Source organism: Candidatus Amarolinea dominans (assembly GCF_016704685.1).
Taxonomy (GTDB): Bacteria; Chloroflexota; Anaerolineae; order SSC4; family Amarolineaceae; genus Amarolinea; species Amarolinea dominans.
Genome location: NZ_JADIZS010000023.1, coordinates 55695 through 68301, shown reverse-complemented (window position 1 = coordinate 68301; position 12607 = coordinate 55695). Strand labels below are relative to the sequence as shown.

Here is a 12607-nt window from a genome sequence, read left to right as displayed (position 1 = left end):
CAGGGCGCCGACCGGGATAGTGTTACTGGCCTGCAAATAGAGATCCCCGCTCGGATAGGAACCGCCGCACACCAGTTGAAGCGCGTGCCCCCGTTGCTGTCGTCACCGAAGGCCGCTTGGGCGGCAATTTGGGCCATGACCATGCGGTTTGTTCCAGGGGATCGTACGTCCACATGGAAGGAGAGCCCAATGTAAGCCGAACCGGTGCGGGCAGGAGGATCCACTCCTTCTCGCGCAATTCGAGATCGAAACTCAGCAGGGTCAGGGTTTTGCGGGACTTGGAGAATTCGAGTTCGAGGGAGATCTCGGTGTCAGCCCCGAAGGAAGGGGCGGGACCGGGCAATCCAAAGGAGGCCGAATCGCCCAACAGATGTTCCGGGCCGCCGATATACTTGCCGTTCGCCCGGATGACATCGCCGACAATGGGGTAATCTAGTTCGACATGAATCCGTTTGTCATCGGATAGGTGGAAATCACCGGTGATGCCGATCTCGGACCCTTCGGCCGCGAATTGCAGTGGTGATGTAAAGAAAACGTTCGCATTCTTGAGGAATCCAAAATCCCAGCCTCGAGGCGGCATCTGCACGACCAAATCGGGAAACGGACTCTCATATCTGACACTGGCCTTGACCATCAGCGCACCGGTTAAGGATTCGCCTTCTTGCCCGGTCTTCAGAAATGAATCGAGTTGATCGAAGACGCCCAGCCCGTTGCCCACGTCTGGCATCAGCCGGCCCCACATGGTCAACCCGCCTCTGACGATACTGTTCGCATTGTCCTTGCCCGGTGAGCTGCGTCGGGCAAACGCTTCAATCCTCAACGTCGAGGCGAGGGGGCCTGCAAACGGATCGTCGACCAGTGTCACGCCGAGTTCGTCGTACGATTTTCCCGAAGCGCTCAGCCATCCTGCAAACAGGGAAATCTCTTTGAGCCGATCCTGGACCTTATCCAGATTACCGTCTGCGCTATAAACAAACACCCACAAGGGATCTACCAACGTCATGAAGCGCAGGTGGAAGGCCCCATCCGCGTTCCCATCCGGCTCCCAGGCCCCTGGCATACGAGGGAAACAGCCCCCAAAACTCCAGGATTCTTTGGGCTGAGCGCAGATGATGACCAGGGGAGAATTTTTTGTCGCCCCAGAGACCTCGATGTTGCTCATTACGCCCAGCAACGTCGTCTCGCCGGTCAGAGCGCCCAAATCGAGCGCGCCATCTCCGCTTCCGTCAACCGTGACGGGAATCTCCGTGGTCTGCAAATAGGCGCGCATCAACCGCACGCAACCGTCCGGCAGACAATCTGAATTCAAGATATTCAAACTCATACGTGATCTCGCTTCTGGTTACCCGCTTGCGGGTTTAGTCCGGGGCGAATTCGTGCCTCCAGCAGGCGGAGGGGACGCTGGTGGCGTCGGAAGGACAACCTGCATGAGCATGAGGGCGGCTACCTGTTCGGTGGCGTTCTCAAAATCACGGATGGCCAGGGAGACAAATGTGTCCACTAGTGTGTTCCACACATTCTTCCAAGGCTGGCTGCCGGACGCTTTGTCAAGCATTTTTTGTGCCCGCGTCTTCCCCAGAAAGAGCGAGGCCAGTCCCTTATTGATGGCAGCAATCTCACTTTGCCCCAACTTCTTCTTTTCCTTGACGCGGTCTTTCAGAAAGTCCTTGCGCTTCTTGACAATCTTAGTCGCTTTGTCGAGTTTATCGGCTTCTTTCTTCGTGGTGACAGTTTCACCCAAGGTTGCCAGGGTCGGATGTAGCATTGTAAATAGATGGTCAGCCAAACGTGATTTAGCATCACGAAACAGTGGTCAGCCAAGAGTCCGATCAGTTCTACAAACTGGATGTGGTTGGTGATCAACAGGGCCGATATCGGCCCCCCGGTCGCCTGCTTCGGTAGCAGGCTTTCTGCAAGATCGGACGGCAGGAAGACGGCAAAGTCGTAGTCAATCTCGTCAATGCCGGGCCGCCCGCCCTCATCGCTGTGGAACGATGCGTTCGCAGAACGGAACCCTCGTTTGGACTGGATGGTGACGCGATCGTTCAAATACTGGGAAACCGTAATGGTGCCGTTGGTAATGTTACCGATTTCCTGGTTCTCGTAGGGGTCGATCTCGGTGAAGCCGGGAACGACTTCGATATACACATCGGGCGTTGCTCGGATCTCCAGGGCAAAGGGTTTTGCCCCGACGGGTAAGAAGATCGACGTGGCAGGAGCAGGCGTCGCCCGCATATCGTTCAACCTGACCAAATCTCGCCAACTGACCACCGGCTGCACCGGCCAAATAGCGAATAGATCGTAGTCGCCCGTCACGGCATTCTTGTATAATTCCAGTTCTTTTTCGTCACGCTCCTTGTAGGCCTTGTACGCATCGTCACTCTCGTTCTTCGCCTGATCTCTAACAAAGTACGGGGGGAACGGATTCTGGGCGACATTGACCGGATAGAACGTGCGGTTGGCAACGCTCGGCCTGTTATAGGGCGCTTTGCTAAGCGCTTCATTGAGATAGTCATCGCCCCCCACGGGCGGACTGATCGTCGCCGGGACAGTGGGCGCGACCAGCGAAGCAGGGGGAGTCTCTAGCAGTTCCGCAACGGTGCGTCCTTGGTCCTTTGTCTTGTCTCTTACCTCAAGCTTCCCCTCGGCATTGCGGTCAAGATAGGAGAGTTGTTCGTTTGCAAAGTCAGTCCACTCCCCATAGGTCACTGCACCGCCTTCCCCCGAGTCAGCGACTGTTCGAAAGAAGACGCGGCCATGATAGACACCCCATATCGGCTCGGCTCCAGTTCCTTGCTCCTTGTTGAGCAAGAATTCCATCAGCACTGTCTTGTCTGTGTCGAGGGCGTACCCAACGATCTGCGTCGGATTACTTTCATCGGGTAGCGATCTCCATTGATTGGGGATGAGCTTCAACTGCTCGTCTTTCCGGGTGCCGGTGATTTTTAATGGGATGAACGGTGTCTGCCCAGCTTCCACAGCCTTAGCCAATTCCGAGTCAAATTTTACGGCATTCGGCTTAAGCGGGGATTTGGGGTCGCATTTGTCGCGGATATAATTGAAATACTTCACAAAATTCTCGTCGTTGTAGTCTATCTTCTTGCTGCCTTTTTTGTTGAAGCAAGTCAACTGGCACAGGAAGCCGGCCATAGGCCCACAGTCACACGACTTGGGCTTGATCAGGAATGATTTCAGATCGTAGCCCGCCTCAATGACGGTGGTCTTGTCGGCTCCAGGGACACGACAGGCGATGACACAATTTGTGCGGTCTGCCGTGTCCTGGAACGCCCTGGCATGCAGTTCGGGAAAGCCCTCTTTCCGAAGTGTTTCCAAATCAGCAATCAAGCCAGGTGAGAACTTCTCCGCCGTAGCGACCAGCCAGCGGTCCACGATCTCTTCGGTCACCTCCATCCCGATAAAGGCGGCCAACTGGGGCGAATGAGTCAAAGGAATGAGCCCGCGCTGGGGGCTTCGTCGTGTTGGCGGCGACTTCTGTTCGGCAAGCATCTTTGCTAACTTTGCTTGTTCTTCTGGCGTTGGCATTAGTTTATGCTCCTTTCGCTGTATGTATTACTTCTTGAGCTACTTCCATACCATCAACCTGACCTGCCCAGATGCGAAATGGTTACCGGCGCGAGTACCGTGAAAGAGTCCGGCGTTTCCTGTGCTAAAAACGACTGTGTCTGTGCCTATCTTCTCTATGACCACACCATAAGATGCTCCACCCTCCCAAAGAGACAATACACCGGCCATTTTCCATTCCTGGACATCTTCTTTATAGACTCCAGTTGAGTCATTCTTCCCGTCGCTCTTCACCCAGATCTGCACCAAACTAGGCAGGTGGCCAAAGTTATGCGTATGAGTCCATTGTTGATTGCATATAACATTATCGAAAACCGTAATGTAATCCGCAGTCGGAAATCCATGATAATTGGATATTGTCTTGCCATGAATATCCAGATCGCCTTCGATATCCACAGGCCCCACAAACCAGGCGGCCTTGCCCTCGCCGTCCTGCTTGACTTGCAGGTCGGCTCCAGGGCCGTTGTTGCCAACGGTCAAGGTTGGATCTGAAGTATTGCCAGAGATGTTCAGTGCATTCTTCGCACCGGTGACGCCAGTGATAGCCACGCCACCTCCGCTCTCGAATTTGCAGCAAGGCCTGCGCCTTCCTGCTTGGCATACAGGACATCTCCAGCGCCGTTGTTGACAACGCCCACGGTTGGAACTGAAGTGGTATTGCCAGAGATGTTCAGTGCATTCTTCGCACCGGTGACGCCAGTGATAGCCACGCCACCGCCACCCTCGAATTCCGCGGCCTTGCCCGTGCCTTCCTGCCTGGCATACAGGGCGGCTCCAGCGCCTTTGTTGACTACGGCCAAGGTTGGAGATGAAGTGGTATTGTTATAGATGGTCAGCGCATTCGTCGCGCCTGCGACGCCCCCGATGGCTACGCCGCTACCACCCTCGAATTGTGCGGCTTTGCCCTCGCCTTCCTGCTTGACGTGCAGACTTGCCGATGGCTGGAATGTCCCAATGCCCACGTTGCCCTGAACCAACAGCCCGTCAACCGGCGCTTTATACAAATGCGCCCAATCACTGCCGATGGTCAGCCCATCGGTCACCGCCAGCCTGCTGGCGGGCTGGTTGGTGCCAATGCCGACATAGTCGAGACCGCTGCCCGCATGATGGAAGACGAGCGGCGATTTCTGGATCGTGCAGGCGCGGCTGCCGTCCCAATAGCCGGGGATGTGGCGGTAGTACAAATGCACATCCGTAGGCCCGGTGCGCAGCCCGGTCTGGACGGTGAGGCGCAGATAGACCGAGTCGTTCGGCTGCAGCTTGTCGGCGCCCAATTGCTCCCCGTCAATCACCCATTCGACCATGCGACCGTTCGGGGACGCCATGATCGGATCGCTATGCCAGTTGTCATCTACATCCGGATCGGGTTCCACCGACCCGACGCCCGCCACGGCCTGCACCTGGACGGTAACTTTGCCCGGCTCATCGGTCAGCGCCCACTCCTGATGCCCGCCCTGGTCCGTGATCTCGCAGGCCAGGATCAAGCGCGTCTGCAGGTTGCCGGCCCGAACGATGGGCAGCGCAACCTCGCGATCAACGTTGGTGATGCGCAAGAGCAGCGCCGTCTTCGATGAGCCGTCATTGAGCACGATGTCGGAGCCGACGACATCGAAATGCAGGGGAATGCTCTTTTGTCCCCGCTGGCTCAGCACCTCGACGGTGCGGATGCGTGGGCCGAGAAGGGTCGCCGGGTCACCCTGGCGTTGCGCCAGCGGGCCAGGCCGTAGCTCGACCGGTAACACCTGCGCCTCGGCCTCAGCATCGGCCGCGATGCGGCAGGACGATTTCAGAGCAGGGGCGTCATTCGCTGCGTCGCTCATCTCGATCGTCTTCTCGGCCGGGGAGAGCAGGTAGAGCGATTCGGAGTTCGCATCCGGATCGTCCTGATAGTAGATGTACCAGATCTCCTCCCCAACGGCCCCTTTTTCGCCAGGTGGCGCGCCAGGTCGGCGTTCAGGCCGGCGCTCGCATGCTTCGAGAGCGTACCCGTGGGGAAACGCAGTTCCAGGTGATGGTTGCGGCGGAAAAAGTCATTCCGTTCATTCTCGTCGGCTATTTTGGCGATTTCCTCAGGTGCATTGAAAGTCACCGGCCGTCTGTGCGCATCCTTGTTCCAGATCGCCACGGTCAGCTTGTGCGCGATTTCGCCGCCTGCGACATAGATTGCCGGCGTCTGCTGCTCGTCCCAGAGGGCAAACTCCAAGGGAGAACTGACGCGAAAGTCCTGAGTCGGCGCCCAGTCGAGCGAGCCGCTGCCGTTGAATCTCCGCCGTGCTAAGCGCCTTGCCATACAACCTGACGTGAGCCAGATTGCCGGTAAATATCCAATTCGTATCGTCGTCGGCATAGCGCCCCACTCGCCAAACTGCGGGATCGGGAAGCGTGGCCGCCCCGATGTTGCCTTGCCCCGCCAGGCGTCCGTCTATCCAAACCGATGCATCCCCGCTGGCCTGGACGGCGACCGCCACATGAACCCACTGGTTGCGCGTAACTGAAGGCTCACATTTCAGTGCTTCGCCCACATTCCTCAGCGTGAGAACGCTCCCGTCGAGGTAGAAATCTGCAACGCCGTTGGCGTAGAGGATCTGCGCCTTGTCTGACTCAAGAAATAGCCAGCTCGAAAAGGTCCAGCCTTGTGTGGAGATGTCGCCGGCCATCGGCAGTTCCAGATAATCGCCCAATCCGGAGACACCGCATTCAAGCGCAGGCACCGCCAAACTGCTCGTCCACCACCAGTTTCGGACTGCCGTGAATAACGGCTCCACGGCTGTTGCCCGAAGCATCTGGAGTCGTGGCCGGATGGTCGGGTTTGGCGGATTCCCCGAACCGAGTCCAGCTTCAGATGGACCATGAGTGTATTCATAGTTAGTTGGATCGTTGGCGTTTGATTCATGGTCTATCCTCTGCCTTCCGCAGTTTGAGCCAGCCCTCGACGATCCGCTGCTGGCCAGGAAATGTGGCCCGTGTGTCGGTGCGGCCGATCGTATCAGTCTCGATCCAGGCCTCGCCCTGGCGCCTGAGCCAGGCCCACTCGTAGCCGGCCTCCGCGGCCAGAGGCAGTCGCGTCTTCTCGCGCTCGGTCAGGATCGGCGTCGAGAGGAAGGTGACCTCGAAGTTTGCGCAGGACCCGCGGCGTACTGGTCCGTGGGGATGGTAATGGACTTGGTCGGCAGAATCCCGGAAACCGCATGCACCGATCCCTGGGGATCAACCAGCATGGTCAGTTTCTGGGGCGGGTCGTCGAGCGACTGCATCAGATTGATAGGCTCTTTCCAATGGATCTGGGATCTTGCTCGGATGAGGAATTGAGCATCTCGAATAGCTCGATGGCGCTCTCGCCTCGCACGAGGGTGTAGACATGCCCCTCTGTGTCAATCCGCCAGCGCTGCCCGGACTCCTCGATGGTGACCGCAGCGCTCCAGGGACGCTCCAGATGGTCGCCAATTTCTGCAGGCGCCACCCGCATGTCCAGTTGGTCGGCCAGACTCTGGACAGAAGCAGATGGTGTCGCAAGGTTCAACGGCAGCGGGGTTGCCGCTTGAGGAGCGAAGAAGATGTTGTTCTTGTAGTGGTAGTCCTCGCCGTCGCCCTCTTCCAGGAAATAGCCCACAAGCCCGTCGTTGAGCTGCTGATCCTCGCCGATGCGGATGGGAAAGCGCACATGGGTAAAGTCGTCGCTGGTGCGGTCGCCCTGCAAGTCTACGCCGGCCAGCATGTCCGGCAAGAACGCGCTGAGCGGCTGGTTCACGGCAGGTTGGCCGCGCAGTTCGAGGTTGACCAGGGCGCGCACCACGGCGATGGGCCGCCCCATGAGCAGCGCCAGGCTTTCGTGGTGAGAAAAGTCGCTCAGGTGCGATGTTTTCAAGCGCGCTGGTCAGCGTGGACAGGAATTGATCGAAGAACGCCGCGTCCCGTTTGCCCAGATCGTTGACGATAGTGTTGACCAGCTTGCGCAGATGCGGGTTCATCGTTGATTCGGCTCTCTCGATCTCCCAGTGGGGCAGCCCGCTGCCTGGCGCCGGCTGCCAGGCCGTGCGACCGTTGACGCCAAGAATCGTGCCCAGGGCCTCGCCCGTGTTGTCGTAGACCAGCAGGCTGCCGTCGAGGTTGTTGGGCAGAATCCAGCCGCAGACGGGCGTATAGCAGGATGGGCGTTCGTCTCAGGCTCATTCATCGCCGTGCCAGGGGCATGATCAGCCGACAGCCAGCGGAAGTTGAGCCGGGCCGGTTGCAGCAGGCGGGGCGGCAGGTTGATGTCGTTCGGCGCGTCCGCCACACGCAACAGTTCGCTGGTGATGATCGGCGTCTGTTGGTCCGGGCCGAGCACCGATTTGGCGCGGCCAAAGGTATCAACGAGACGCAGTTGGCGCAGCTTCATCCTGCCGGAGCGGATCGGCGTAAAATCGTTATCACGCAGCGGTGAACTGGCATGGCGGCCCTGGGTCGCCTCGCGCACGGCCTCGGTCAGCGGTTTCATGTCGGAAAAACCGATCGGGTCAGCGATAGGCAGTTGCAGGATCTGATGGCGCTGCAGCAGCGCTTCGTGAAAGCCGTCCAGGGCCTGGGACAAGGTATTGGGCCTGGCAGACAGGAAGTCCCTGGCGGCCCGTAGTGTTTCCACGGTTTCCGCCAACACCTCTGTCTGCCCGTCCCTGGACTCTTCGACCCGCTGCAGATACCGATCCAGTTTGTCCAGGAGCAAGTCCGAAGCATGGTCGGTCAGCACGCAACTCCCGCTGTAGATGCCCGTGTCCGCGCAAAGCGGCCCTGCGCTTGCCCCAGGCTTGAGATCGAGATCCTGGCCGTTTCCTGCAGATTGTAATTCTGCGCCACGAAAGAAGCGGCATAGGACTGGCGATCTCCTCCCGATTGCTCCCTGCGCTGATCGGAAGCATCTCGACCTGCCACTCCAGCATGAACGGATGCCAGGGCTGCGTGCGCCAAAGCCGCGCCCCGATCTGGTCATCGTCCAGCGCCTCTTGGAGGAGCGTGGTGCGGATCGTCGCGAGCGGTTCGGGCGCCGAGTTCGTCCACTGGCTGACCGCAGCGAAATCCGCAATCGAGATGATCTTGCACCAGCTTACCGTCTTCGCTGTTCTTCCCATCCATCCCGTGCCGCTCGGTGGGCTTCAGGTCGCTCGCCGCCAGCAACACAACCGGGTCGGTGGGCTGGTAGTAGCGTGGCGCATCCATCTGTCGCAGGACGTAGCGCATCCTGGCTACTTGCGGTTGGCTATCGCGGCTCGGGGGCAAGCTCTCGAGCAGGCCGGCGAGATCATCCCGGAAGGCTTTGTGCTGATCCGCTGCGGAGAATCCGGCCGTTTCCCGATGGATGCAGTTGCGCAACGCTTGCAGGCTGTCCCGCTTGTTGAAGGGAATCCTGCGGCGATCGAGGAAGGCCCTCAGCGCCGCCTCCAGGGAGACAGGCAGCATTTCCAGGGCGTGCTCCCCATCCGATCCGACCCCTCCCGCACCGGACTTGTGGGCTTCAGCGATGACCAGGTCGAGACGCCTGAGCGCGTCGAGGACATCGTTGGTGGTCTTCAGGCCGTCAATCACGTCATTGATGCAGACCCGGATCGGGGCCGCGGCCAAACTGGTGTCTCGTTCCAGGCGGACGTTCCACAGGATGCCGGCCCGCAGCGATTTGAAGCCTTTGCCGTGTCGCGCCTCGCGAAACTTGGGGCCGATGTCCAGGCGACGGTGTTCCAGGCGATCGCCCAGGTCGAGTCCTTCCAACTGTTCTTCGATCAGCGCCTTGTCGCCGGAGATTCTGTGGGCAAGGTAGGCGGAGAGAGCTTCACTGGCGCTGTTACCGACCGCGATATCAACAGGGCCGGAAGTGAGCGCGGGATCGTTCTCGAAATCCGCCTCGGCGTCAGGGGTCAGCCTGGCGTAGCAGAAGATTCGCTCTGCCTCCTGCTTCTCGGCGTTGGGCTGCCGGGACACAGTCCAGCCAAAATGATGGGCAACGGCCTCGTCCCAAACCTCCACCGGGGCACTGTTGGTTTCGTGATCGTGACCGCTCGCCTCGTACTCGTGATGGATTCGCTGCGCGATGGCCTCGCGGGTTTGCTGCAGAGGCGTATGGCGCAGGCAATCCCGTTTTTGCGGTTGGTCATACCATCCAATCACGTCATAGCGAACGCTCTTGAATGCTTCACGACTGGTAATCTCATCATCGTGCAGGCCGAACACACTCCGGCAACTCGGATAGAAGGCCGCGAAGGCAGGCTCGCCATAACCCAGCGCAGTCAATCCGGCCGCGACGACCCGGTGCCAGTTCGTCTTCTCTTCTTCCGCCACATCATCCACCAGGGCGTTCAGGTATTCGGCGCCTGGCGCGTCTGCGGGCCTCCCTTCGCCCACGACCCATTTGCGGCCCAAGTAGCGATACGGTTGCCACTTCCCCTCATGCGGCCGTGGCGGCAGCGGAAAACTGACCGTGCCAGCCGGCTTGGCGCCTTCCGGATGCAAGTAATCGCTCTCGATCATCCACTGCTTTTGCGGCACACCATCGGGGCCACAGCGCGTCACCAGCCATCGGTCGGGCGCCGGTGGAAACACCACCCCTGTGGCGCTGTTCACCCCCTGGGTGAGCGCGTCGGGTAACGCCCAATGCAGGTGTACGCCACGGCTGAGTCGCAGGCTCTGGTCACGAAACGGATGGGAAACGATCTCTTCGCTGATGTAGGGGACGTCGGCGTTCTGTCCCTTCTCGCCGTCGTAATACGGCAGTTTGGAGAAGTCGGCCATCGCCTCGAGCACGGTCTGCGCGGATTCCAGAAAGAGTGCATCGAGATGGATGGGTACAAACAAACCGTTAGCTTCTTGCAACTTATGCCTCTTTTCGAGTTGCGATCATCGGCGAGCAGGTCACAATCTCACACCTTTATCTTACGTCCATTTTACGCCCATTCTCCCTGCGGCGATAGACAAGAATCAATCTGCTTTGGGGGTAGTTTCACTCACAATAATTTGTAACCCGTGAAGTAACTGCTCAGGCGGCCCCCTGCCCCCAATCCTGGGGGGAAAAGCATTCGAGCTCCCCCACGATTGGGGGCACTCGGGGCGCTATCGAGACCATTGAAAACGCCGTTGAAACCGCTGGAAAACCGGTGAAAACGCCGGTGAAAACGCCGGTGAAAACGCCGGTGAAAAACGCCGGTGAAAACGCCGGGAAGGATCCTTTCGCTGCTCAAGGAGAATCCGCATTTGGCCATTGCTGATCTTGCAGTCAGCATCGAAAAATCAGAAAGCGCAGCCGAGCGCGCCATCCGCAAATTGCGCGAACAGAATCGCCTGCGCCGCATCGGCCCGGACAAAGGCGGCTACTGGGAAGTCGTCGGATGATCTTGCCCAGCGGGCCAATTGCTCGAATCCAGGCGCGATGATACAATCGGATTGTGTTCGAGTGCGAAGCCAATCGCCGGCATGTGAGGAGTTGAGCGATGATCGTAAGATCAGATGATGATCCTCTCCAACGACAAAGCCAACCCGACCTTGCGTCAGCAATGTTGCGCCTGAGATCGGAACGGTTCGTCAGGAGACTGTTGCTATGAATCTGAACGACCTCAAGTCCCAAGCAGCCCTCGGTGAGGACAGCCGCCGCCAGTTCAAGCGCGACGTGACCAACGCCGACAGCCTGGCGGCCGAGATGGCGGCCTTCGCCAACTCCGAAGGGGGCGTGATTTACCTCGGCGTGGCCGACGACGGCAGTTTGCCTGGCCTGAGCCGGGCCGATGTGGCGCGCATCAACCAGTTGATCAGTAATACAGCCTCCCAGCACATTCGCAGCCCGATCACAGTGCTGACGGAGAACCTGGAGCTCGACAGCAACCGGCTGGTGATTGTACTCACCGTGCCGAAGGGGATTGACAAGCCCTACTTCGACCGTAACGGCGTCATCTGGTTGAAGAGCGGCGCAGACAAGCGCCGCATCAACTCCAAAGAGGAACTGCGCCGCCTGTTTCAGAGCGTGGATCAGTTTCACGCTGACGAGTTGCCCACCAAGGCCGGCATTGACAAACTGGACCGGCTGCGCTTCCGCGACTTCTTGCGCGATTTCTACAAGCAGGAGTTTCCCGACGCGGCCGAGGAGCGGCTGACGCTGCTGCAAAACATGAACCTGGCCACCGACAGCGGCATGCTCAACCTGGCCGGGGTGCTGCTCTTCGCCGAGCGGCCGGAGTGGATCAAACCGCAGTTCATCGTCAAGGCCATCCGCTACCCTGGCAACGCGATTCACGTCAGCGATTACCTGGACAGCGAGGATTTCGTCGGGCCGTTGCCCCAGCAGTTTACCGGGGCCCTGGCCTTTGTCATGCGCAATCTGCGCAAGGTGCAGGCCGGGCGGGGGGTCAATGCGCTGGGGACGCCGGAAATTCCAGCTTCTGTCTTCGAGGAACTGCTGGTCAATGCCCTGGCGCACCGCGACTACTTCATCAACGCGCCCATCCGGCTGTTCATCTTCGACAACCGCATCGAGATCATCAGCCCCGGCCACCTGCCCAACAACCTGACGGTGGCGAAAATCCGCACGGGCAATTCCATCATCCGCAACCCGATCCTGGTGTCGTACATCGCCAAAGGGCTGCTGCCCTACCGGGGACTCGGTTCGGGGATCAAACGAGCGCTGGAAGACTGGCCGGAGATTGATTTCACCGATGATCGAGATGGGTGCTTGTTCACCGCTACGGTTCACCGAAAGGAGGATATTGGTTTGGTTGAACTCGAGATTAGTTCACAGAAAAGTGCGGTCGAAACAAGAAGTGCACAGAAAAGTGCACAGAAAAGTGCACAGAAAAGTGCACAGAAAATCATCGAACTCATGCGGGTTGACCCGACAATCACCATTGCACAACTTGTTGAGAACGTAGGCGTCAAGGATCGGGCTATCAAGAAACAGATCGAGAAGCTGAAAGCACAAGGGCGCATCCGGCGCATCGGCCCGGACAAGGGCGGCCATTGGGAGGTGATCGAATGATCCTCTCCAACGACAAAGCCAACCCCGCCATGCGCCTGG

General features: G+C 58.9%; 10 protein-coding genes. 2 read left to right on the top strand and 8 right to left on the bottom strand.

Annotation, left to right across the window (positions count from 1 at the left end):
* Positions 1-22: 22 nt before the first annotated feature.
* The 8 genes from IPF85_RS16320 to IPF85_RS16285 all read right to left on the bottom strand — a co-directional run bounded on the left by IPF85_RS16320 (position 23) and on the right by IPF85_RS16285 (position 10419).
* Complete coding sequence (locus IPF85_RS16320; RefSeq protein ID WP_343409138.1) at positions 23-1324, bottom strand: hypothetical protein; 1302 nt, start codon at positions 1322-1324, stop codon at positions 23-25.
* A 332-nt stretch (positions 1325-1656) separates the two neighbouring features.
* Positions 1657-3543 (bottom strand): anthrax toxin-like adenylyl cyclase domain-containing protein, encoded by a 1887-nt coding sequence (locus IPF85_RS16315; protein ID WP_343409137.1) that lies wholly within the window; start codon positions 3541-3543, stop codon positions 1657-1659.
* A gap of 39 nt (positions 3544-3582) precedes the next feature.
* Positions 3583-4131 (bottom strand): hypothetical protein, encoded by a 549-nt coding sequence (locus tag IPF85_RS16310; protein ID WP_343409136.1) that lies wholly within the window; start codon positions 4129-4131, stop codon positions 3583-3585.
* Complete coding sequence (locus tag IPF85_RS16305) at positions 4092-5402, bottom strand: hypothetical protein (RefSeq protein ID WP_343409135.1); 1311 nt, start codon at positions 5400-5402, stop codon at positions 4092-4094. The genes IPF85_RS16310 and IPF85_RS16305 overlap by 40 nt, the downstream gene beginning before the upstream one ends.
* Before the next feature lie 249 nt (positions 5403-5651).
* Entirely contained in the window at positions 5652-6293 is a 642-nt protein-coding gene (locus tag IPF85_RS16300; protein WP_343409134.1) for a LamG domain-containing protein, read from the bottom strand.
* Positions 6294-6835: 542 nt separating this feature from the next.
* Positions 6836-7447, bottom strand: coding sequence for a hypothetical protein (locus IPF85_RS16295; protein ID WP_343409133.1), 612 nt, complete (start codon positions 7445-7447; stop codon positions 6836-6838).
* A gap of 99 nt (positions 7448-7546) precedes the next feature.
* A complete protein-coding gene (locus IPF85_RS16290; protein ID WP_343409132.1) occupies positions 7547-8308 on the bottom strand; it encodes a hypothetical protein in 762 nt (253 codons plus the stop codon).
* A gap of 236 nt (positions 8309-8544) precedes the next feature.
* A complete protein-coding gene (locus tag IPF85_RS16285; protein WP_343409131.1) occupies positions 8545-10419 on the bottom strand; it encodes a hypothetical protein in 1875 nt (624 codons plus the stop codon).
* A 330-nt stretch (positions 10420-10749) separates the two neighbouring features.
* Between IPF85_RS16285 and IPF85_RS16280 the strand changes: the two genes are divergently transcribed.
* Both IPF85_RS16280 and IPF85_RS16275 read left to right on the top strand, forming a co-directional pair.
* Positions 10750-10935 carry a winged helix-turn-helix transcriptional regulator gene (locus IPF85_RS16280; RefSeq protein WP_343409130.1) on the top strand — a complete coding sequence of 62 codons (186 nt, stop codon included), beginning with the start codon at positions 10750-10752 and terminating at the stop codon, positions 10933-10935.
* Between the two features lie 205 nt (positions 10936-11140).
* Positions 11141-12568 carry an RNA-binding domain-containing protein gene (locus tag IPF85_RS16275; RefSeq protein WP_343409129.1) on the top strand — a complete coding sequence of 476 codons (1428 nt, stop codon included), beginning with the start codon at positions 11141-11143 and terminating at the stop codon, positions 12566-12568.
* Positions 12569-12607: the final 39 nt, after the last annotated feature.

What these genes read in the sequence shown, in the direction of transcription:
- IPF85_RS16315 (WP_343409137.1), bottom strand. Translation starts at nt 3,543, where the DNA reads ATGCCAACGCCAGAAGAACAAGCAAAGTTAGCAAAGATGCTTGCCGAA.
- IPF85_RS16305 (WP_343409135.1), bottom strand. Translation starts at nt 5,402, where the DNA reads ATGAGCGACGCAGCGAATGACGCCCCTGCTCTGAAATCGTCCTGCCGC.
- IPF85_RS16275 (WP_343409129.1), top strand. Translation starts at nt 11,141, where the DNA reads ATGAATCTGAACGACCTCAAGTCCCAAGCAGCCCTCGGTGAGGACAGC.
- IPF85_RS16320 (WP_343409138.1), bottom strand. Translation starts at nt 1,324, where the DNA reads ATGAGTTTGAATATCTTGAATTCAGATTGTCTGCCGGACGGTTGCGTG.